Below are 23,462 nucleotides of genomic sequence, written 5' to 3'. Positions count from 1 at the left end.
CGGTTGCTGGGAGCTTATTCTTTTAGCCAGTCGTTTTTTTTCATCCAGGTAAAGAGAGGGCGCATCCACTCTTCGGTGGGAAGTTTTAAAACAAATCCATGATTACCCGTTGGGTACAGATGCAGTTCAGCCGCTACGTTGTGATGACGTAGCGCTTCATAAAACGCAATGCTATTATCCACGTCAACGACGGTGTCGTCTCCGGAGTGAGTTAGATAAGTAGGTGGAATCTGGTTTGTTACGTGCAGTTCATTCGAGAATCGCTCAATTTGTTCCGCGGTTGGTTTAGGTCCTAGCAAACTCGTTCTTGATCCTTTATGACCCAGGGTCTCATTCATAGAGATGACCGGATAAATCAGAACCATAAAATCGGGGCGCAGGCTGGTCTTATTGGTGTTCTCGATCTGGGATTCGTTGAATTTCGTTCCGGCTGTTGACGCCAGATGCCCACCCGCTGAAAAGCCCATAATGCCAATTTTGTCGGGTTTGATTCCCCATTCGGCAGCACGCTCCCGCACTACTTTTATGGCACGTTGGGCATCCTGAAGCGGACCTATACTTTTATCAACCATAATAGAGTCGCTGGGTAAACGGTACTTGACAATAAAAGCGGCTACCCCATGCTTGATAAAGGATTCCGCTATTTTAAGCCCCTCTGCATCATAACTTTCTCCCGAATAACCACCCCCAGGAAAAATAACAACTCCGGTGCCACTAGCGGTCTCTTTAGGAGGCAAAAAAATGGTTAGGGTGGGTTTTGACACTTTCCTGTACCAAACGACTCTGCCGTCTTTTTCCTGCGTCAATTCTTTCATCGCGTAGGACGTAGCATTGGGAATAGAGCCTGTATATAAAGGAATAATCTGTTGAGCACGGACATGGCCAGCGAGGGCTAGCACAATAAAACAATACGCAACATTCACTTTATGAAGGAAAAGGGAGGAGACTTTCATATTGATTTCGATTACTTTATCTAGGAAGGCTCTTTTAGGATAAAACTAATCCTACCCCTGAAATCTTCTTCACAGTCTGCGGTGAACTAATAAAGTCTGTTATGAAAAGAAAGAACCTACCACACGTCTAATCGGATGGTTCGTTCTTCGTCTGTTTTTGAGAAACTGTATTTTCGATCTCGGCAAGGGCACCGGTACGCGCTTGGGTCGTCAGAAAGCCGTCCGACAACTGAACCAGCAAAACAGCACAATACTTACTCCTGTATGTAAATAAGATGCCCAAGGGCAATGAAAATGCCGTTGATCCATAGATGCTTCCGCGTTATGAGCTTGATAAAATAAAACCGGTACTGATGCCCCGTCCAATAAATGCTCAGGATGAGGAAACTCACCACATAGGGAAAAAGCTTGAGCAGGATGGGTTGAAACTGCTCCCCAAAAATCTGACCATAGGTTAGATTGTGCTGAACCCAATGTTCAGTCAAATGCGGCAGCACTACCAATGGTAGGGTTGTTATAGATACAACAAAGCCGAGCCCTAGGGCCCGGCTTTGAAAACTAACCTTTCGCTACCTTTAATTACTACCCAGCCTTAATCGACTACTAGCGCCAAATAGCAGTCGGCCTGTTGGTGAATAAATCACCCGTAAGGCCTGCGCCTGATAGGTGGCCGGTAAACTCACTCCATGATTCAGCGTCACTACGTCAGTTAGCACCGGGATGCGACCGCACGACCAAACCGCCGGATCATTCCAGTCGCCTGCCTTCAGAGTGAACATACTTCCACAACCACCTGGGTTCACCACGCTGAAGGGCAGAATCGTCGAAATCGAACCACCTGCCGGATCGGTCGCCGTCACCGTCACACTGTAGAACGCACTAGCCGAGGCCGACACCGTACCGGCGATGGTCGCCGGTGCCACAAAACTCAGACCCGCTGGTAAACCCACCACCGACAAGCTCAGCGAGTTGGGTGTTTCAGCGTCGGTGAAGGTGTTGGCCGGAATGGTATAGCTAAACGCCTGGCCTACCGTAGCCGACTGGGGCGGTATGGCGTTCTCCACCCGCGGATTGCCATTGGCGCAGAAAGCCAGCCAGTTGTAGCTAAAAGTAGCTTCGCCCGGCGTGCCTTGCTGACGAGCCTTGAAGACAATCACCGGGTTGTCGGTGAACAGGTTCAACTGATAGGGCTCACTGATGGCGACAGCCGTAGTCTCATTGACGACCGAGAGGCTGATGGGCTGACCGTTGGTAGCTTCAAAGCTGACCGTGAAATTGATGCGTCGCTCGAAGTAACTAATGTGATTACAGTCCAGCATGGTCACCCCGGTGATGGCAAACGTACGGGATTGTACCGTCAGCGTAAAGGTCGTCGCTACAGACAAGCCACCCGGATCGGTAGCCACCACGGTCACGGTGAAGGGTGAGCCCACCGTTGTGGAGGGTGTACCCGTGATGGTGTTGGGCGACACAAAGCTCAGCCCGGCCGGTAAGCCACTCACCGACAGAGTCAGGCTATTAGGCGTTTCGGCATCGGTGAACGTAGTGGCCGGAATGGTATAGCTAAAGCTACTCCCTACCGTGGCCGATTGTGACGGAATAATATTCGCCACCGTAGGAGCACAGTTCTGGTAGGTGACAGCGGCACCGGCTGTTGCCGTGCAGCCGTTCGCTCCGGTTAGGGTCAGCGAATACGTACCCGCTGCACTGACTGAAATACTGGCCGTGGTGGCACCCGTGTTCCAGCGATACGTACCGCTGCCTAGAGCGCTCAGACTCACCATGGGTGTGGTGCAGCTCAACGTAGCACTCGCTGGCGAGATGCTCACCAGGGGAGGAGTTTTGTCTTCACTGACGATGACAGTAGCCACAGTCGTACAGCCGTTGGTGCCGGTTGCTGTCACCGAATACGTATTGGCCACACTGACCGATAGGCTGGCCGTAGTAGCGCCGGTACTCCAGCGGTACGTACCATTGCCTACCGCACTCAAGCTTACCACTGGACTAGCGCAGGTTAAGGTAGCGCTCGAGGGGGTGATCGAGAGCGAAGGTGGGGTCTGGTCTGCGCTCACACTCACGCTGGCGGTACTCGAACAGCCGTTGGCGCCGGTGAGCGTTACCGAATACGTAGTGGCTACACTCACCGAAATACTGGCCGTAGTGGCACCCGTGTTCCACCGATACGTACCACTGCCCACCGCACTCAGATTCACTACGGGTGTGGTGCAGGTTAACGTAGCACTCGCTGGCGAGATACTCACCAGCGGTGAGCTGCTATTTTGCTCCACCGTCGCTGTCGTGCTGCTGGAACATCCACTAGACGTAGTGACCGTTACCGAATAAGCGCCGGAAGCATTCACCAGCGCTGTGCCGGACGTAGCATTCTGGCTGACAATGCCCGTACCACTGAAAACATAACTGGAGCCTCCGCCTGCTGTCAACGTAACGCTGGTCTGGGCGCAGGAGATGCTACCGCTGGCAATAAGGCTGGCGGTAGGCAGGGCATTGACAGTGAGACTAAAAGCGGTAGACGTAGCCGAACTGGCGTTACTCGTGACCACCACGGAGTAACTACCCGCCTGAGCCGTTGTTACGTTTGGCAGGGTCAACGTAGCGTTTTGCTGAGCGGCTCCTAAGGAAGTCCCGTCTTTATACCACTGGTAGGTGGGATTGCTGGCAGTTACCGATACAGTAGCGGTAACGGTTGCCCCCACACAGACGGCGGTGCCACTGGGTGGTTGCTGGGTAATTGCCACGGCCAGTGCCACCGTGACTGTTACGTTCGTACTAGGATCACTCAAACACGTGCCTGAACTCGAATTCTGCTGGCAGCGCGCGTAGTATTGCGTCGTAACCGTGGGCGAAACAGGCATGCTTACCTCTACGTTATCACTAGTACGGTACCATTTCAGCACTGATCCAGCACCCGTACATCCGGTAGCCGTGAGAGAAACAGAGTTACCAGCTGTAATCGTTGTATTGGCCGAAGGAGTTGGCGCTGCATTATTCAAAATGGTGAATGTGGTGGTAGTTCGGCACACATCCGACCCCGGATTAGACACGAAGAAAGTAGTAGTGCCGGGCGTTGCGGTGTTCGGAATGCCAGAACCAGTTAGCCCTACCGGATTAAATACATTACCACTAAATATGGGCGATCCTCCCGAAGGTGCGGTATACCAATTGGGCGGAGGGCTTGCTAATATTGGCTGACTTAATCGGAACGTATAGTTTCCGACCCCATTTGTTGAATAAGGGGATACGACGACGATATAGGTTGTACCAGCAGTGAGGTTATGCGTTAATTTGGATAGAAATCCTTCACCACTGTCATCATCACTGTGCAAAAAGTTAGTAGCGGGGCTGGCAGGATTGAAGCTTGTCTGGTACAGCGATAAAAAGGAGTCATTATTAGTAAAGGAGGAGGATATAATTTCGAATGTTTGATTGCCGCTGGAAGGAGCCGTAAACGAGAAAGACTGGAAGTATACCGTTTTGCCACCTGATATGTAAACTGTCTTGTCATCGCCATCCGCATTACGCACATAGGTCGGAGAACTGGCTGTTACCCCACCGCTAAATGTATTTGTCAGACCCGTTGGTGCTACCAGCCCTTCGCCAGCAGGAACCGTTGCGTTCTGGCAAATCGAATAAGAGGCTACTGTGGGAGTTAGAACAGGGTTTACAACCACATTAACCACCTGCGTGACCGATGTAGGCTGATTAGAGCAGGCTGTGGAATTAGCCGTAATGGTGAACGTATAGGGAACGGTAATGGCTCCACTCGTCGTATTTACCAGCGTTTCGCTAATCTGGTCTGAATTTACTGTGGCGGTAGGATTACTGATACCGGCGATAGCAGGTCGAGTCCAGCGAAATGAGGTGGTGGCACTTGCCGTAGCCGTGTAACTGAACAAGGTCCCGGAACAACTCGTCGCAGTAAGCGGTGATGTGAATGCCAACCCGGTGATAGAGGTAAAATCTTCTGTAACTACACGGTCATTACTAGATGCACCTGTAGAGGCATTGGTGCCTAACCCACGACGGGCAAATGCCTGCCCGATAGCACATTGGTATCGTCCTCCAAACAGCAAGCGATCTGCCTGCAAAATAGCATCCCGGGCCTGTACAAAACTCGGGCTACAAGGCTGCAACCGTAATCCTTCATTAACCAGCTTCAGGGCCGCTAAGTTACCGCGCATAGCTGTTACACTGCTGGGCGTGGTATAAATATTGGGTTCGATATAACTATCCTGCATGATGATTGCCCAGGTCATATCCCAGAGCATGGTTGCCCAGATGGAACCAATGCCGTGAGGCTCGGGAAATGTCGCTGCAAAGGCACTATTCACTTTACCATACGTAACGGGTCCGTTGACATTAGCCATGTCATAGGAATACTGGTAAGGGCGAATGCCGTCTCCCGTTGTTGGTTGACCCAGAACATACGTACCAATACCTCGGGGAATGTTGGCACTGGTTAGTGTAGGAGTTAGAGAACCCCAGTTGGTGGTCAGCATCAGAGCCAGGTAATCACTCCATCCTTCGCCCCCCTGCTCCGCATTTTCCAGGCAAGACACATTGGAAGGGCCTCCCGTTAAGCGATTGGACCAACCATGCCCATACTCATGAGCTATAACACCATTATCGAAATCGCCATCAGGCTGATACGATGATGATGTGTTCCACAGATACATCTGCATGCGGGGCCTGCTACCATCGGGCGGAGTGGCAAAGTTTGCATTGTTAATACCACGACCATCCTGTGCGTCAGCTATTACATAATCGTTGCCCTGGCCACCACGCCCCTGGTTGTTGTTCTGAAAGTTACCGCTCGGCTCATCGAAGCCATATTTCCAGAGCACGTCGTGAATCAGGTTATTCCAGTAGAATAGGTTGGTTATAGCCGCATTCCGATTGCCAGCCGCCGTATTCAAGGCTTGCGTATAGGGGTAGGTAAAATCCAGTGTTGCCGACTGCGGACTGGCTCCCGGCTGGTTGTCGTTATTGACGTCTTCCTGGGCGTAAACATTATTGCCGCGCGTAGTCGTATAGCTGGTTACCCCGTCATTGTGCCAACCATTGGTAGTGCCTGGTCCTGCACCGGTTGGAGCAAACCGCGTATAAGGGTTCACCGATTCGGTACGTGTACCAAAAGTGGGACTTTCAATCGGGTAGTCAAACACCGTATATCCGTTGGCCGTAAACGCGTTAGTGGCTTTTTTGAGGCCAAAGTACTGAGCATCGCCGGGCAGACTCACGCCTTTGCACTCATGAGGAGCCTGTAAGTGATTGGGGGTGCCAAAGTTACAGTGAATCACTGCATCGACTTTGCGGAGCACTTCTCCCGAACTGGCATCGATGTGAATGTTCCAACTGTTATTGCCGTCGTTAGGCATAAAACGTACATTCCAGCTCAACGCCAGCTTTTCAACCCTTGACTCTTCTTTGCTGACTACCTCGACCGGCAGCCAGTAGAGCTTCACATCGATCTTCTCGCTTGACAACTCAGGCAGCGAGTACATCACCCGGCTTAGGGTGCCATCGGCTAATTTAGTGGTGGTTAGTTCCTGAATGGGCGCCAGGTTGGTTGACCTTAAGCCCACATCGGCCATAGCTTTCTGCAGGGCGGTCAGGGGCGTAATAGTGGCATATTTGCTGCCGGTTTTAGCTAAACTCTCAATACCAGCGATGAAGGTATGATTCATGTAGGCTACCTGATCTTTCGACAGCACCAGGTTCATCATGCGGTTGTAGACCTCAACATTCTGATAGGCCTGATTGAAATACACATGGTACCAGCCGGTGGTGGGCGACAGGTAAGCGCTGGAGAGCGTCAAGTCATTGATGTCGGCAGGGTTCAGCTTGTGTTGCTGAAGGTTAGCGGCCACGTATTGGCGAGCCGTCTCAACCTGGGTCTGGGCATAAACCGGAGTGGAGTTGCCCAAAAAGATAAACAAAGAACAGAGGCAAGCAAACGTAAATTTGCTTACCTGGGGGTAGATGTGTTGCATGAAAAAGTTAGAAAGAAGAGGAAGCTTGATATAATTACCTAAATGTACAATCCTATTTGAAAATTTTGTAATGATGTCTTATAAGAATTTGCTTTTTTAAATTACTGATAATTAACGATATACTAGGTAGAGTTCTAACCTGCTCTTTACTGAATGATGACTCCTGCAATCTGTTCATCGACAATAATTCAGATGTGAATAGTACAATGAGCCCGAACAGCAGCTTAGTTGGAGATGGATCAGAGGTGGGCAACACTACCGGGCAGAACAACACTTATATATGAAGCGGAGCCAACTTCGCGGGCAACCAGAACACATTCATTGGATTTCAGACAGGCATAAGTGGGGGCAATGTTGATAATTCCACGGCTATAGGGGTAAACGTCATTCTGGCTGCTGGTAATTTACTCATAATGAGCGCATCCGGTGCTAAGGTGGGCATTGGTAACTCAGCACCCAGCAATACTCTGGAAATTACCAAAGGCACCGCCAATCACTCGGGAGGGAATAACAAAGCAGTATGGTTATTCGCAACACCAACGCCAATCAGATGACGATCTTAATTGACTTATGTGACGAAAGCGAAGTTTCTCGTCTAATTGTGTCCTTATGGTTTCTGAATGTATGATTTAACGGCGAATACATCGAGCAGTACCAAATATCCGCTACGTAGGTAGGCCAGACCCTAAAGTGATTTCCTGAGTATTTCCCGTAGCTATTTACAAAGCTCAGGCGAGGGACGCCGTTAACGTACTTTTCAACATACTTTTCCAGGCTCAGTGCTCTATAAAGTATGAGCCGTAGAAGCCTAACCTCCTTATTTACTTCCTCATGAATTACCAGCTACTCTCTTCACACAATAGTCAATTACCATTCAATTACCCACGCTTTCATGAAGAGGCTGTACTGTATTACTTTATTTTGTTTCGTGTATTTGGTGAGTTTACCCACTTGGGCGCAGTCCCTGTTTATTAATGAAATTATGGCCGCCAACAGTCGGACATTGACTGATACGTCGGGGGCATACGAGGACTGGTTTGAGATTTATAATCCTTCGTCGACCACCGTTGATATTGGTGGGTATTACGTTACTGACAATCTTACTGCACCCACTAAATATAGAATACCGACCGGTTCACCGCAGACGATTATACCTGCCCATGGGTTTATTGTTCTATGGGCTAGTGAGGCAGTAGAACGGGGACCTCTGCACCTAAACTTTAAACTCTCGGCCAATGGTGAATCCATTGGTATTTATAATTCGAACGCCGTTAAGGTCGACGAGGTGACCTTCGGTCCGCAGCGAACGGACGTTTCCTGGGGGCGGCAACCCGACGGATCAGACGGATGGGTGTACTTTAAAAACGGATCTGCCGCAAGCAATATCACACCAGGAACTTCAAATAATGGTCAGACCGGTTATCTTTCTGTGCTAAATACGCCTACATTTTCACAAGCAGGTGGTTTTTACGCCGATAGCTTTCATCTGGCAATCACTCCGAACGACGCGGGCGCTACGATTTTTTATACGCTCGATGGTTCTGACCCTGATCCTGCCAATTTAGGGGGTACTACGTTCCAGTATAAAAACAGCTTTCCTCACTCGCCTGGACAGCCGTTTGGTTCTTTTCTGACCGACTCGTCCCTGACGTATACTTATTCGGGCCCCATTCTTATTCGCGACCGAACGAAGGATGCTAACAGGATTTCAGTAAAGTCATCCACGTTTTATCCGCCTTATTACTTCCCCACTACGTCTGTCTTTAAAGGAACAGTGGTGCGTGCCGTTGCCGTTAAAGACGGTTCGATGGTTAGCGACATTGTTACGCAAACGTATTTTGTTACTCCCAATGCTTCGTCAAGATACAGTGTTCCTGTCGTGTCGATTGCTACCGATCAACGTAATTTATTTGACTATAATACAGGGATTTATACCCCAGGTGCGATATTCGATAATTGGCGAACGGATAACCCGAATGCAGGAGTGCCCTGCGACGGGGCTGGTATTTATGCAAACGGAGTTGGTAATTATTCCAATGAGGGTGATGCCTGGGAACGACCAGGTAACGTAGAGTTTTTTCTGGCTAATACGTCAATTATCAATCAGACAGTGGGCATGCGCATTCATGGTGGCTGTTCGCGAATGGTTCCGCTTAAGAGTTTACGCCTGTATAGCAATGCTGATTTCAGGTATCCTTTTTTTAGTAATCGACCCAGTAATCAATTCAATAACCGTTTACTGCTACGTAACGGCGGAAACAACTGGTCGTATAACAACCTAACGGACGCGTATATGCAGACCATGGTTCAGCATTTGCCATTCGATACGCAGGCTAACCGACCCAGTGTCCTGTTTGTTAATGGGGAATTTAATGGCGTCTATAGCCTCTACGAGCGGTATGACAAATATTATCTGAACCGGAATTATCAGGTAGCTACCGACAGTGTTGACATCGTTTCCATCGCCTTTGGCTACAGTGCCGATGAAGGCGATTTAACACGGTATGGCGCTCTGGTGGATTATTTCAACCTGACCAGTTCGGTCAGTTATAGTTACGTGAATACGCAGATGGATATTGAGAATTTCACCGACTATCAAATCACTGAAATATTTGCCAATAACCTCGATTGGCCACAGAATAATCAGATGTGCTGGCGAAAGCGGACCAGTACGTATGTACCGAATGCGCCGAAAGGACATGATGGCCGCTTTCGCTGGATGATGAAAGACCTGGATTTTATGAATGGCTACTCAGCAAATGCCCTTCAACTGGCCATGCAATCGGCTTTTAATCCCTTCCTCCCAAAATTGTTAGCTCTGTCAGACTATAAAAAGTACTTCATCAACCGCTACGCTGATCTGCTGAATACTACGTTCGACAGCACACGTACCATTGCTCTGTTTAATACTATGCAAGAGCAATATCGGCCCTACATGGCCGAGCATTATAATCGTTGGGTATCAGGCACTACGTTGTCATCATGGTTAACCAATACCAATGAAATCCGGACTTTTTTTAGAGAACGTCCTATACACGCTCGTAACCATATACTAAGCCAATTCAACTTATCGGGCACAAGCAGCCTGACGGTTGACGTGTCGAATACTGCTGCGGGATACGTTAAAGTAAACACCATCGATTTATTGCCTACAACGGTTGGCGTTCCAGCCACTCCCTACCCCTGGAAAGGGATCTATTTTAAGGGCAATCCCATTCGGGTCGTAGCCAAAGCAAAAGCTGGTTTTAAGTTTACGGGCTGGAAGGAGGGAAGTGTAACCGTTTCTACAGATACGGCTTTCAGTTATAATCCAACGAGTGATCGTAGACTAGTTGCCGCTTTCGAGCCCGATTATTCTACTTCGCTACCTCCACACGTACTTAGTACGGGTGATTATCGGTTTGAGGCATGGCCAGCCAGTTCGCCGGCCGGTACGTATCCAGCTCATATGCAGTTGGTCAGCATGAACCAGGCCGACCCGCCCTTGTCGGCTACTTATGCCCTAGCCGACACCGTGAAGGGAGCCTACAATCTCACTAGCAGCACCCGGATTAACGGGCTGGAGGCCAACGGCTTATCGTTCATCAATACAGGGGGAACCAATCCGGGCTATCAGGCAACCTCGTTGGGGGCGGCTGTGCTGGCTCTGCGCACCAGCGGAGTTTCCAAAGCCAGTGTGCGCTGGGTAGGGGGGACGGTGACGCCGGGAGCACGGCAATATCGGATTCGGCTACGTTACCGCATCGGCAACAGCGGCCCCTTTGTGGACCTGCTCGACGCATCAAACCAGGTGGTAGAATATGTACGTAGTGAAACGGCCAACCAGAGCAGCATGATTGGACCGATTGATCTGCCAGCTTTGTTATTGAATCAGCCTTATGTTCAGCTGGCCTGGCAGTACTACTATACGGGGGTAGGAACGTCGGGGAGTCGGGACCAGCTGCGGCTGGATGACATCCTGATCGTGGCAGGCGACCGTTGCTGGAGTGCAGGCTCGGGCAGTTGGCATGAAGCCTCGACCTGGAGTTGTAGTCGGGTGCCTACCGTTCAGGATAATGTCGTTATTAAGTCTGGTCATGTAGTTCATTTATCTACGAATAATGCAACTGTAAAAAGCCTGCGGCTGGAAGAAAATGCAGCCCTGAAATACCTCTTGAACACCGCTAATTTAGCAATCCCTAAACCCTGAAAGCAGAATAAGAGAGTCCATAGCCAGCGTGAAATCTCTTTAAGATGGATATACATACGTAGTACTACCTGGTGTGACGATTTGCCGCTACGTAGTGAATTCACTACGTAGCGGCCCCAATGGTGCGGTACCAGCGCAGGGAGAGAGTTTGAGCGACGTCATTTCCGACCGGTTAGATAGCTTACCTATCAGTTAGATGGCCTTACAGTCAGTTATGCCACTAATCCGATCAATAAGCCTTGTCAGTTCCGCAAAGTTTTTTCTATTTTGCTACTCAAATTTTCCTCTTACTCAGCGTAATGTGCCAGACATGGGTTCTTCCAATAATACTTTTCCAGACCAGGGGCAGCTTCTTTACCAGATCACTCAGGATAGTCAGACTGGGGTATTGGTATTAGCGCCTGTTCTAAATGAACAGAGCCAACTTCTGAATTTTCAATTCGCTTTTCTGAATACAGCCGGCGCAAAGATCTTGGGGCAGAACGCTGAAGACTTGCTGGGTAAACGCTATACCGATCACTTTGCCGAAGGAGGTGGACTGGTCGATGTCTATCGGAAGGTATATGAAACTGGACAAACTGCTCATTTAGACCAGATTCCTTATGATGCCGATGGTGTAAAGGGCTGGTTTAACGTAAAAGCGGTTAAGCATGGTGAGTACACTGCTATTACGTTTGTCGATATAACACTACTCAAAGAAGCAGAACAGCACCAGCAACAACAAACCGCATTTCTGAAACAACTGCTGGATACGTCTCCGCATGGTGTCATTGCTTACCAGGCCATTCGCGACCATTCCGCCAGTCAGCCAGGGGCTATAATCGACTTTCGAACTGTATTTTTCAATGCTGCCTACGAACGCATTTTTGATCAAACAGCCGAAATTATTCACGCCCGGACCTTTCGGGAACGCTTTAATGACCCTGCGCAGGCTGAATTATTTTCCTTTTATGTGCAGCACCTGGAAACCGGTCAAAGCTTTCGACGGGTTCGATACTATACTCATCTTAAGAAGTGGCTGGATGTGACCGGAACTGTAATGGGTGACGGGTTTATGTTGGTGATTAGCGATATAACCTTGTATGAACAGGTCCAAACCGACCTGAAGCAGCAACGGGAACTACTCCAGACGACGCTGGACGCTTCCATTAGTAGTATACTGGCCATGACCGCTATCCGTGATGAAGCGGGCCAGATTGTTGACTTTCGCATGGATAAAGCGAATCGGGCTGTTGAGCGAAGTTTGAATAAAACGCCAGCCGAGCTGGAAGGGCGCACCTTACTGGATGTATTCCCCGGTAATGTTGAAAACGGATTTTTTGCCCTCTACGCCAAAACGGCCGATACGGGTACGCCCTCCCAGGCAACCCTCCACTATACTGATTTGAATGGCTTTGACGGGTGGTTCGACGTATCGTCTGTTCAACAGGGACCGGATAAAATTGTCCTAACTTTTATGAATGTGACGGAGCATAAACAACTCGAACAGCAACTCCGTGACTCGAATGCCAGTCTGGATCAGTTCGCAGCAGTCGCATCTCATGACCTTCAGGAGCCCCTGCGCAAGATTAAATCCTACAGTGATCTGTTGCTCCAGCAGTATGGTACAGAATTAGGCGATGGAACAGCTTATCTGGAACGTATGCATTCGGCCGCGAATCGAATGCAGGGACTTATTCAGAGCTTGTTGGCCTACGCGAGGTTATCCCAAAGTGAGCTGATTTCGTTTGCTATGCAGGATCTGAACCGGATTGTTCAGGAGGTACTTACCGACCTGGAATATCGACTGGAGGAAACAAAGGCCACTATAATGCTGGATCCGCTACCAATGGTGCTTGGCGATGAACTACAACTACGGCAGGTTTTCCTCAATCTGGTTTCGAATGCGCTCAAGTTTGCTAAAGTCGGTGAGCCGCCCACAATCAGGATTAGCTGTCAGTCTCGAAAACGTGCCGAGCTTGGGGAGGACATACAATTTTCGGGGAAACTGTATCCTGGTTACTGGCAACTCGCGGTGTCGGATGCAGGCATTGGTTTTGATGAAACTTATCGGGAGCGCATCTTTGGTGCCTTCGAGCGACTACATGGCATAAGTAGTCCCTACAGTGGTTCGGGTATGGGTTTAGCCATTGTTCGAAAAGTAATGCAAAACCATAACGGTGCCGTAATGGCGCAGGGAGCTCCAGATGCCGGCGCTACGTTTACGCTATATTTCCCCGTCACCAGATTGTAAGGTTCTTGCCAGTTTCACTGAGTTGCAAAACTGGATATTGTCTTCTGCCCAGATAGTTATTATTCAATACGTCTTTGGCTACGTATCATTTTCCCCTGTAGCCCAAACTTCAACGTATGGTAGTTGTACCAGTGCAGGCGTAGCACTGGTAAATGCAAACCTATCCAACGGCGCAGATATATTTGTAGCAAAGTACGTCGATACGGTAGTACGTTTGGCCGTAAAGGGAAGAAGCTTTGAAGCATTAAGCTCCGATATTGGCCGTGCTATTGCCGTGAATGGTAACAATATATACGTTGTGGGTAGCTTTGATGGCAGCGCTTCTTTAGCTGCCGCCGGCACAAACAATACAGATTTTTATCTGGCCAAGTTTGTTGATAATGGTAATACGTTAACACCTACATAAACCCCTGTCAGACCAGGAGAATTAATACAACAAAACCAATTTAGTAACACAGTATCAACTAGCGATAAGTGCCATAAAATTGGTTTTGTTGTTTTGTTAGTGAAAGGGCAATCAGACGCTCCGCCCCTGAATTAATCGCAAAATGATAGCGATCACCGCAATTACCAATAGAACATGGATGAGGCCACTACTGGCAATACCAGTTCCTAAAACCCCTAAAAAGCCCAATAGCCAAACAATGACTAAGATGACGGCAATTGTATACAATAGATTACCCATGAGTTGATGTGATATATAGTGAATGCCTTGACTAACTCGCTAGCATTTAAGAATGTTTTCACTGAGTTTTAATCCGTCGGATTCTTTATCTGTTTAAGCTGTATTGGAGGCTAGTGATTAAGTGTTAATAATAAATTTTTTAGTGTCTAAAGTGCAGTTCCCAATCGAGTTCTAATTATATGATTAAAGACGTATATTAATAAACGTTGATATGTCTGTGCTGCCTATTTCCTTCCTCAAAGCTGTGGAATTTATGCCCCACAAGTTAAAAAAATATCATGTCAGGGCTTGTTTGTTTTATTCAAATTAATGGCGTTTAAACATACAGTTGGATACAATAAAGAGTCTATTTGAAGAATTTTCTCTGTATTAATAAACGGAATTCGATCTGTCGGTCACAGAAGGAAATTTCATTGGCAAGCCTTTTGTCAGCAAAATAACTATCCATCCTCCTTCTCGATTGACAAGAATTTAATAGACAGAACGTGAATTTCACGTGTGAAACAGAATGAATTTTCTGTTTCTGGAAAGATGAGGTGTGTTACTTCTGGCTTTGTTCACTGATCTGTGACCGGAAGTTTGTTTGTCAGTCTGTTTCGTTTAACGTTTACTCTACCGTTAAGTTGTCCATGTTAAGTATATCAATAGCTTCCGCCAATAGTCTGATTTTTCGGTTTGTTGCACAAATTCGAAGAGCGGTACTAATTGGCTCAAGCCGCCAGGTAAGAATTCAATTGACGGTACTCCTGGTGAGTCTATTATATACTTGTGCGGTGCTGGAGTTTGACATGGGAGACACCGGCGATCGCTTTGGTGATGTCTATGATACGTACGTACATAGCGTACCGGTTCAATCGCCCAAACCGACGGAAAGCGTTTATCGTAAAATCCGTTCAGCTCAACAGGCCATTGTGCCTTACAAACGCCCGATAGCATTGTCTGTAGGCATGTCGTTTGTACTTACTTTGCCATCTGTGGCTCTGTTTAGTTACAACCTATCTAAACGCCGACGACTGCAAGTAATGCTTGCCGTTTGGCGGCTATGACCTATTCTTTACTTCAGTTTTCTGTCGCGCTGCTATTGCTAGTCAGTCGATCATTTGTGCTTCCCGGTGGAATGAACAGAACCGTATAGTTCTGATATAATACCATTCGCTGTGAACAGATGTATCGAATCAATCCGATCAGAACAGATTTTATCTTCTTAGCTTGTACCCTGCGCTAGTATTAGTTGGATCAGGCGGCTGCATCCATGTATGTAGTTCACTCTTTTTATCATCCATTATTGTTATGGCCTCTGCTGCCCACTCACTCGACGTATCTATTAAAATTCCCGGTTGTGAAAACCCGATCCTGTTAAACACCATTGTTCGCTTACAAGGGTTCGGCAATTACACCTGGGTGCACCGGCACGCGCACAAACCGTTGCTGACTACCAAAAGCCTGATCTGGTTCGAACAGTTGTTACCTGACTTTGTACGGGTTCATAAATCAGATTTAATTAATCCAGGTTTTGTACAAACTCTGGATTATTCTAATGCCAGGACTCTTGAATTGAGTCTGCCAGATCAGCCAGTTATCCGAGTTTCGCGCCGTCGTATCGACCCTGTGCTGGATAAACTTAAAGTGCACCGTCATGCCTTAGGCCAGTAGTGGGCACTCACCTAAACAGATTCGATCATGAAAAATAACAGCATAATGTTTAGTATCATTCTGGCCAGTCTTCTGGTTTGTGTCGGCTACGGCTGGGTACTAATAGACTGGTATGAGGACATGCGGGTGGGCCGCTATGAGCGTGAACCTCTGAATACGGTGATAGAGACAGGGATGATTCTGGCTTATTGCTACCTGGCCTACCGATTCCTCCAGTCTAAAATGAATGATAACCCAACGCCGGTTAGCCCCCGGAAAGAAGACAGTAAGACGCGCTCATTACGGCAATCGTATAGCCTACTCCGTAAGATAACAACGTCTGCTACCCCAACGAAGATAAGAGCCGAGTCAGCAGGCTGGTTCTCAACTCGTTCACAACGCTTGAAATAGGCAACTGTTTTAACCCGTTAATTCCCAATCTACCATTCACGACCAGCTTGGCGCTTAGGATACATCCGGCGCCAAGCTAAATTAAACCTATTGCTGACAACCAAGATTTTAGCTGCTGTCAAGCAGTTAATTAAGTAAATAATCCTTTCACTAAATTCAATCAACAGGTATGAAAAAGATCATTTTAGGTGCCTCGGTTATCGCTATGCTAACGGCGGCACAGACCAGTTTCGGCCAGGCGGCTCAAGTAGCTAAAGCTGAAAAGAAAGAGGATAAAGCTGAAAAGAAAGTAGCCAAAGCCAGGGAGCTGCGCTCGAATGCAGCTACGGGTAAAGGTATAGAAATCGCGGGCGTTTCTGACTCGAAAACGCGGAATGCAAAAGCAGATCGGAAAATGAAACATGCCCGTAAGAAAGCGATAAAGAGCGATGCCAAGGAATTGAAAGCCGTTGCCAAGGATAAGACCAAAAAGGCCGCTGGTGTTGACTAACGATCAATAAATAATGAGTTAACGTAGTAAGCCTTAACCTGAAAATGCGATCAAATGGCGGTATTTTTCGGTTAAGGCTTACGCCTGTAAACCAATAAACCCCTAATAATCATGATGCACAATTTTTACTCCTTATCAAAACACCTCTTTCTGCTATTGATCTGCTTGGTCGGTATGCGGACCCAAGCTCAACCTGCTCCTTTTGTGGGAGCCAACACGATTCTATTGTCAACGTTTTTGGCAGATAAGCCCGCCTATGCTGCAATAACGGCTGTACTCACGGACCAATCTCTTTCCTTCACCGGTACTGAAAAACGGTTATTGATACGTTCGCAAAACAGCTCGGCCTTTTCGGCCAAAGGATTAGTTTTTGAAGGGCAGTTAAAGATTACGGCGGGCATCGTTGAGCTGACAGGCCGTGTGTTAGAGCAGGCAACTGGCGAAAACGTACCTCTATCAACTCGAAGCACACCTATTCTATTTGCTAAAGATCGCGATTCTGGACAACGGTTCGCGTTTTCCTACATGGATACGCTGGCGAAACAGTTACAATCGGCTTTGAAAGGCGTATTGACGTATAAGTATCAAGCTCCTAGTATTTAAAGCCTGTAATGTACCGATGCAGACACAAGATCAATGAATAAATTGCTTGCATCAGGGGATGGGTCAGTTCCTGATGCAAGCATTGTGTTGCAAAAAGAGAGTTACGCTGTCTATTGTATTTGCCATCAGGAGATGGTTTACGAATTACGGCGCGACCATCCGGAGGTTCATTGTCAATCCCTTGTACAGCGGCTTAATCTATTGATGATTTTAAAGGGGTGGAAGTATTGTTGTCTGTAAGAGATAACACGTCACCTGACAGCTCATTGGCAGCGAGATTATAGCTAAGGTCACTGGTGCTGGGTAATGGCTGATTAAGCGGTATGGTTTGATACTCAGCCTCCGGTTTGCCTATTTGTTGCTTTTTCAAACGGTGTCGCTTAATCAGCTGATAAACAAACCATAAACCCAATATGCCCATTATTGCAGAAAGGGCCATTGTTTCGGAAGGCTGAAGTCGATCATAAAGTTGATTGAATCCTTGAGCCAGATTGCTGCCTAAAAAAGTCACACCTATTGCCCAAACTAAGGCACCCAGTGCGTTGTAGAACATAAACCGAACGGAGGAAAAACCAGCCAGACCAACAGCAGCGGGTATGGCTCCTCGTAGACCATACAGCGCCCGGAATCCAACTACGAGCCCCGTGCCATAGCGGTTCATCAATCGTTCAATTCGCTGGTAACGGAGTTGCCAACGAGGCCGCGTGCGAATAAAGGCAGGGCCATAACGATGCCCCAGTAGAAAACAGAATTGCGTGATGCAAAACGACGAAAGAGCGGCTAAACTAATGACAACTGGCAAGGAAAAATAACCTCGATGGGCCAGATAAACTCCAACCAATAAAAAGGCTTCACTTTCCAGCAGCACGCCAAGGAACAGCATAGGATAGCCGTAGGTGAGCATAAGTTCCTGGAAATTCATAGTTCATTAGATAACGTTGAGTAGTAGTAAAACTCACTAAAGGTCAAATGGTTATCAATAAACCAGGTTTGTTGCAGACGGTTTGTCTGCATTCCGGCCACGACTTCTGCTGTCACTTTAAATTCCTTTTAAAACGTAAAGGAAACATGCAATAGATTTTCGAAGCCCATTCTTGTCAGGAGCCATAAAAGCCTATTCCGTTTCAGGGTATGACCTCGGCCGATCTTAAAAAATTCTGTTGCCGAAAACATCAGCAATTAACCTTGCCTTTCCGCACCAGTATTCGGGTGTGCTACTCACATCTCAGGATTGTAGCCAGGTTTGTCGGTTTTCCGATAATGCAGAACGTAGCAACGTAGCGTAAAGCGATGGCTAATCCATTTCGTAAGTAAGTAGTTGTAAGATTATTCACCCCAAAAAATTGGTGTTCAACCACATTTATGTCTGTCTGGTAAGGGGTTGTAGTACTTTTGTAACGTATCGCTCTTTGGAATGATAGTCTGGCTAAGAACCCATAGTACCCACCTATTGATCGGAATTGCCCTGGTAATTCTGCCGCTTGTTTATACCGTATATAATGGCGTAAGCTGGTCTCCACTGAGACCACATGAGCATCTGGTACAAAATGGGCTGGCTTATATTCTGCTGGTCCTGTTCTCGTATTTAAACCATACTGTATTTGTCCCTCGCTGGTTTCTGACGAAGCAGTACCGAAAATATGCGCTACTTACGGTTAGTTGCATACTGGCAGCCGTATATTTCCCGTATCGCATCGAGCAATGGTTTTTCTTCAAATTACCACGGGAAAATACGCCAATTGCCTGGGCACGCCAGATTTTTGTGGAGGAAATGATGCTGGATTTTCCCTCAGATATACGTAGTAAATCGCATCCTGATGAGCACAGGCCATTTGATCGGCAGGGAGGACCGCATGCGCTTGATGGTTCACCTTATCCACCAGATGGGGAACGTAACATTGATCGGCATCGACCGCCTTTTACGTTGCTCCTTCCCGTTAAGCTCGCCATTTTTTTTCTGCTGGGCAGTGTCAGTTCGCTTATTTCCATTTCTGTTCAGACGGCCAGTCGGCTCCATCAGGTTGAGAATGACCAGTTACAGGCCGAACTTCGCCAGCTTAAAGCGCAGATTCAGCCGCATTTCTTATTCAATACGCTCAATAGCATTTATGCGCTGGCCATTCGTCAGGATGAACGAACGGCTGATACCATTGTCAAACTCTCGGAGTTCATGAGGTACATCATCCGCGATGCGCACCGTGACAAAGTGGCCCTATCTAAAGAGATTAATTACATTGGCAATTACATAGACCTTCAAAAAGCTCGATTACGCGATGCCGTGCAGGTAAACTACCAACTGGAAGGCGACGAGAGACATTTAGAAATTGCGCCTTTGTTGCTGTTTTCGTTCATTGAAAACGCCTTTAAATATGGGGTGAGTCCTGATGAAGAATCGCAGATTGATATTCAGATTCATATTGAAGAAAATCGCTTAAGCCTCTATGTTGCCAACAAAAAGGTAGAGATTATCCAGTTTGAAAATTCAACGGGTATAGGTTTACAAAACTCGAAAGAACGGTTACGGCTACTTTATCCCGACGCTCATCAGTTAACTATTGACAACAATCCGACCGATTTCCATGTCAGCTTAACCCTGACTTTATCCTGATGAAAGCCATTGCACTCGACGACGAACGTCCAGCCCTGGATGTCATAGAGGCCTTTTGCAGCCGAATTGATTACGTAGACTTGGTTAAAACCTTTACCCGGACTGGCGAAGCTCGCTTGTATCTGGAAGCGAATCCTGTCGATTTGATCTTTCTGGACATCAATATGCCGAAGGAGTCGGGACTTGATTTTTTTAAATCCATCACTCAGCAAACCCTCGTTATTTTCACAACGGCCTATAGCGAGTATGCGCTGGAAAGCTACGAAGTGGAAGCTGTAGATTATCTGCTGAAACCCTATACCTTCGACCGTTTTACGAAAGCGACGCAGCGTGCCCAAACGCGCTGGCGGGCCATCCAGCAAATGCAGAGCGCTGGTATTCAGGGCGCTGAACAAGCCCATCTTTTCTTTCGGGCGGATTATGGCCTGGTAAAAGTTACAATTGCCGACATTGTTTTTATTGAGGGATTAGATAATTACCTGAAAATTCATCTGGAAGAAGGGCATCCTTTAGTCTTGCGGCTTACGATGAAAGCCATGCTGGAAAAGCTGCCAGCGAATAAATTCATTCGCGTTCACCGCTCCTTCATTGTCGCGATCGATAAAATTCAGTCGATTCGTGGCCGTATGATTCTGATGGGTGAAGAGGAAATTCCCATTGGGAGTAGTTACGAAAAAGATTTTTTTAGTCTATTCATGAAATAAGGCGTACCCAATCGTTCACGTACTGCCGTTCGGTTTCTGGCTAAGTCAACAGCCTGATTCAACCCCAGAATTTACCTGATTCACCACAAAATCAGGCTGATTACCCCTAACCTGATGGGGTTAACCACTTCTTTCCCCAAGCCGGTTTTTTACTACCGATCTTTGTTTTGTCAGCGAAGTCCACCGGTTGTGAAGGCGCTGCGTTGGAAGGGATAGTTGGTCGATAAACGGTACGTTCACCACAAGATTTCGGCTCTTTACCCCAACTGCGAACGGGCTGTGCAACAGCGATTAACAGTTTAAAGTATTCGGTAAATAAGCAATTAAGCGCTGAATAGAATGCATTCAGCAAACATCATGAAACGAAAAAACGTAACAATTTTCCTGCTGATCCTACTGGGTTTCAGCAACCTCATCGAATCCTGCAAATCAACGGATGTCGATGCAACCAGTACAACGGGTTCTACCACAACGGGCTCTACTGGCTCGACAGGTTCAACATCGAACAGCTCCAGTTCGATCACAACAACGCTGTCGGCAACGGCCACCACAACCACTTGTAATTCAACCGGTGTGGCTCAGATCGTTTGTCTGGCCGAAGCCTTCAAGGCTACCTTGAGCACCAACCAGGTATCAACTGTACAATTGACCTACTCGAAGGCCAACGCGCAAAAATGGTCGAATCTGCCCGCCGGCATGTCGGCTCGAATCGGCATCAATCTGGGTGCGCTTAGTGACGCGCAACTTTTAGCTTTTCGCAACCTGATGGTCGCTGTACTGGCGCTGAGTGGTACGAACGAAGGGTACGACGAGATGCTGGGAAACCTGGTTGCTGACGATTATCTCTATACAATTGGTGGGGGTTCTACGTATGGGGCCGGTAATTATTACGTCTCGTTTTTGGGAACGCCCAGCACCAGCAGTTTATGGGCCATTTTGTTCACGGGTCACCACTATACCCAGCCCATTACGTTTAACGCAGGAGCTGTTACCGGTGTTACGCCCGCTTTCCGGGGCACCGAGCCACAGGCGGCTGTTACTGCGGGCAGCCGGACGTATCAGGCTTTTGAACAAGAGCGGGTCGCATTTGCTACGTTGTTAACGGGCCTGAGTGCCAGCGAACAAACAACCGCCAAGCTTTCCGGTAGCTTTAACGATTTAATATTGGGCCCAGGTCAGGATGGTAAATTTCCGGCAACCAAATCAGGTTTACAGGTCGGTACGTTGAGCAGCGATAAACAGGCGCTGGTATTGAACGCTATTCGCCTTTACGTGAATGACTTAGATGCTGCTACGTCGGCCGCTGTGTTGACTAAATACACGTCGGAATTAGCGAATACATATGTCTCTTACTCGGGCACAACCGCTATGGCTTCCCAAGGTGACTATGTACGTATCGACGGGCCGAGTGTATGGATTGAATTTTCGTATCAGGGCGGAGTTATCATCCGAAATACTCCTCACTCACACTCGGTTTGGCGCGATCATACCGCCGATTATGGCGGCAATTAAATCGCTGCGTACATCGCCAACTTCGATGGGTCAGTCATAAACAAAAATGATGTTAACGTCTTTTTCAGTGAATAAAGTAAGTCAATTCAACAGCCGTCTATCGCGATGGCTGTTGATAGTCACCATACTCGGATTGGCGATAGGGAAGCCTGAATTAGCCACTGCCCACCCCATGCCGAACTCGGTCGTGCTGCTCAATGTCCATGCCCATCGCATTGATGCCGAGCTGCAAATTCCGCTTGTTGAGTTGCAGTCGGCCTGGGGTCATGCGGTAAATGATTCATCCGCGGGACTGGTCGCGCGATTGGGGCCGCAGCTTAGGGAGTACCTAAAAGCGCACATCCGTCCGCAAAGTCCCGATGGTCGTTTCTGGAACGTAACGGTTGGCGAACTGACCGTCCACGAAAGCCAGAATCCGATTAACGGCGTATACCGCGAACTTACGGCTCAGGTGCAGATGCTTCCCCCAGCGGGCCTATCCAGTCCGGACGAAGACGTACGGACGTTTACTTTTTTCTACGACGTAGTGCTGCATCAGGTCATGACCCACAAAATTCTGGTGGCGGTACGTCAGGACTGGGAGCGCGGACAACTCGCTGAAACCGAGCCGGTACAAGTGGGTGAAATCAGTCTGGATATTGTCAATAATCGTATTCTCCCGCTGTCGGTCAATCTGGCTTCGGGCCCCGCCGGACCGGGCAGTTTCTGGAACGGCTTCACGGCGATGGTGAAGTTAGGCATGCAACACATTGCCGAGGGCACCGACCATTTACTGTTTTTATTGGTGCTGCTGTTGCCCGCTACGTTGCTGGTAAGAGGAAATCGCTGGGGACGGTTTGGCGGGGTGCAATACAGCCTGAAGCGACTATTGATGATTGTAACGGCCTTTACGGTGGGTCATTCTGTTACGTTGCTGGCGGGGTCACTGGGCTGGGTGCGGCTCCCTTCGCAACCCGTCGAAATTCTGATCGCAATATCAATTTTGGTGTCGGCTATCCATGCCATCCGGCCAGTTTTTCCGGGTCGCGAAGCCTGGATTGCGGCTGGTTTCGGTCTGATTCATGGGCTGGCGTTTGCCAGTACGTTGGCCAATCTGCAACTCGACGCTGGCCCAATGGCGTTGAGTATTCTAGGATTTAATCTGGGCATCGAACTGATGCAGTTGTTTATCATCTTACTGACAATTCCGTGGCTGATGCTGCTGAGTCGTACACAAGTTTACAGACTTGTTCGGTTGACGGGGGCGGGTCTGGCGGCCGTAGCCGCTATTGCCTGGGTGGTCGAACGTATCACAGGGCAGCCAAATAGTTTGACGAAGGGAATCGAATTCGTATCTACCTTTGCTCCGTATGGATTGGGCGTATTGGCCGTGACGGCTTTACTACTCACCTGGCGAATGAAGCGGGCGAGCCAACTTCCTGTATTCTAGCT

General features: G+C 48.1%; 18 protein-coding genes. 13 read left to right on the top strand and 5 right to left on the bottom strand.

What is annotated here, in order from left to right:
* Positions 1 to 14: 14 nt before the first annotated feature.
* The 3 genes from ACYVF1_RS26920 to ACYVF1_RS26910 form a co-directional block, all read right to left on the bottom strand.
* Positions 15 to 953: an alpha/beta hydrolase gene (locus ACYVF1_RS26920; protein WP_461084799.1), complete on the bottom strand. Its 939-nt coding sequence runs from the start codon at positions 951 to 953 to the stop codon at positions 15 to 17.
* Between the two features lie 254 nt (positions 954 to 1,207).
* On the bottom strand, positions 1,208 to 1,345 hold the full coding sequence (locus tag ACYVF1_RS26915) for a TMEM175 family protein (protein ID WP_461084855.1): 138 nt from the start codon (positions 1,343 to 1,345) through the stop codon (positions 1,208 to 1,210).
* A gap of 183 nt (positions 1,346 to 1,528) precedes the next feature.
* Complete coding sequence (locus ACYVF1_RS26910) at positions 1,529 to 6,964, bottom strand: M36 family metallopeptidase (protein WP_461084797.1); 5,436 nt, start codon at positions 6,962 to 6,964, stop codon at positions 1,529 to 1,531.
* A gap of 892 nt (positions 6,965 to 7,856) precedes the next feature.
* On the opposite strand from ACYVF1_RS26910, the gene ACYVF1_RS26905 reads away from it, so the two are divergent.
* The 4 genes from ACYVF1_RS26905 (at position 7,857) to ACYVF1_RS26890 (ending at position 13,792) form a co-directional block, all read left to right on the top strand.
* Positions 7,857 to 11,153 carry a CotH kinase family protein gene (locus tag ACYVF1_RS26905; RefSeq protein ID WP_461084795.1) on the top strand — a complete coding sequence of 1,099 codons (3,297 nt, stop codon included), beginning with the start codon at positions 7,857 to 7,859 and terminating at the stop codon, positions 11,151 to 11,153.
* Positions 11,154 to 11,226: 73 nt separating this feature from the next.
* On the top strand, positions 11,227 to 11,349 hold the full coding sequence (locus ACYVF1_RS26900) for a hypothetical protein (protein ID WP_461084793.1): 123 nt from the start codon (positions 11,227 to 11,229) through the stop codon (positions 11,347 to 11,349).
* Between the two features lie 114 nt (positions 11,350 to 11,463).
* On the top strand, positions 11,464 to 13,386 hold the full coding sequence (locus ACYVF1_RS26895; protein ID WP_461084791.1) for a PAS domain-containing sensor histidine kinase: 1,923 nt from the start codon (positions 11,464 to 11,466) through the stop codon (positions 13,384 to 13,386).
* Between the two features lie 22 nt (positions 13,387 to 13,408).
* Positions 13,409 to 13,792, top strand: coding sequence for a hypothetical protein (locus ACYVF1_RS26890; RefSeq protein WP_461084789.1), 384 nt, complete (start codon positions 13,409 to 13,411; stop codon positions 13,790 to 13,792).
* Between the two features lie 111 nt (positions 13,793 to 13,903).
* Here the strand turns inward: ACYVF1_RS26890 and ACYVF1_RS26885 are convergent, their stop codons facing one another.
* Entirely contained in the window at positions 13,904 to 14,071 is a 168-nt protein-coding gene (locus ACYVF1_RS26885) for a lmo0937 family membrane protein (protein WP_461084787.1), read from the bottom strand.
* A 629-nt stretch (positions 14,072 to 14,700) separates the two neighbouring features.
* On the opposite strand from ACYVF1_RS26885, the gene ACYVF1_RS26880 reads away from it, so the two are divergent.
* From ACYVF1_RS26880 to ACYVF1_RS26860, 5 genes are all read left to right on the top strand, one after another.
* Positions 14,701 to 15,117 carry a hypothetical protein gene (locus tag ACYVF1_RS26880; protein ID WP_461084785.1) on the top strand — a complete coding sequence of 139 codons (417 nt, stop codon included), beginning with the start codon at positions 14,701 to 14,703 and terminating at the stop codon, positions 15,115 to 15,117.
* A 244-nt stretch (positions 15,118 to 15,361) separates the two neighbouring features.
* The gene (locus tag ACYVF1_RS26875) at positions 15,362 to 15,724 is read left to right on the top strand and encodes a LytTR family transcriptional regulator DNA-binding domain-containing protein (RefSeq protein ID WP_461084783.1); all 363 of its coding nucleotides are present in this window, start codon (positions 15,362 to 15,364) and stop codon (positions 15,722 to 15,724) included.
* A gap of 27 nt (positions 15,725 to 15,751) precedes the next feature.
* Positions 15,752 to 16,114 carry a hypothetical protein gene (locus tag ACYVF1_RS26870; protein ID WP_461084781.1) on the top strand — a complete coding sequence of 121 codons (363 nt, stop codon included), beginning with the start codon at positions 15,752 to 15,754 and terminating at the stop codon, positions 16,112 to 16,114.
* A gap of 169 nt (positions 16,115 to 16,283) precedes the next feature.
* Entirely contained in the window at positions 16,284 to 16,604 is a 321-nt protein-coding gene (locus tag ACYVF1_RS26865; RefSeq protein ID WP_461084779.1) for a hypothetical protein, read from the top strand.
* Between the two features lie 111 nt (positions 16,605 to 16,715).
* Entirely contained in the window at positions 16,716 to 17,207 is a 492-nt protein-coding gene (locus ACYVF1_RS26860; protein ID WP_461084777.1) for a hypothetical protein, read from the top strand.
* A gap of 193 nt (positions 17,208 to 17,400) precedes the next feature.
* Here ACYVF1_RS26860 and ACYVF1_RS26855 read toward each other — a convergent pair whose 3' ends face one another.
* Positions 17,401 to 18,129 (bottom strand): DedA family protein, encoded by a 729-nt coding sequence (locus ACYVF1_RS26855; protein ID WP_461084775.1) that lies wholly within the window; start codon positions 18,127 to 18,129, stop codon positions 17,401 to 17,403.
* 528 nt (positions 18,130 to 18,657) lie between these two features.
* Between ACYVF1_RS26855 and ACYVF1_RS26850 the strand changes: the two genes are divergently transcribed.
* The 4 genes from ACYVF1_RS26850 to ACYVF1_RS26835 all read left to right on the top strand — a co-directional run bounded on the left by ACYVF1_RS26850 (position 18,658) and on the right by ACYVF1_RS26835 (position 23,460).
* Positions 18,658 to 19,815: a sensor histidine kinase gene (locus tag ACYVF1_RS26850; protein WP_461084773.1), complete on the top strand. Its 1,158-nt coding sequence runs from the start codon at positions 18,658 to 18,660 to the stop codon at positions 19,813 to 19,815.
* Positions 19,815 to 20,519 (top strand): LytR/AlgR family response regulator transcription factor, encoded by a 705-nt coding sequence (locus ACYVF1_RS26845; RefSeq protein WP_461084771.1) that lies wholly within the window; start codon positions 19,815 to 19,817, stop codon positions 20,517 to 20,519. The genes ACYVF1_RS26850 and ACYVF1_RS26845 overlap by 1 nt, the downstream gene beginning before the upstream one ends.
* A 357-nt stretch (positions 20,520 to 20,876) precedes the next feature.
* Entirely contained in the window at positions 20,877 to 22,031 is a 1,155-nt protein-coding gene (locus tag ACYVF1_RS26840; protein ID WP_461084769.1) for a DUF3500 domain-containing protein, read from the top strand.
* 67 nt (positions 22,032 to 22,098) lie between these two features.
* Positions 22,099 to 23,460, top strand: coding sequence for a HupE/UreJ family protein (locus ACYVF1_RS26835; protein WP_461084767.1), 1,362 nt, complete (start codon positions 22,099 to 22,101; stop codon positions 23,458 to 23,460).
* The last annotated feature ends 2 nt before the right edge of the window (positions 23,461 to 23,462 follow it).

It is taken from the genome of Spirosoma flavus (assembly GCF_054778555.1).
The sequence above is the reverse complement of the archived record's forward strand: the minus strand, read 5'-3'. Positions and strand labels throughout refer to the sequence as shown.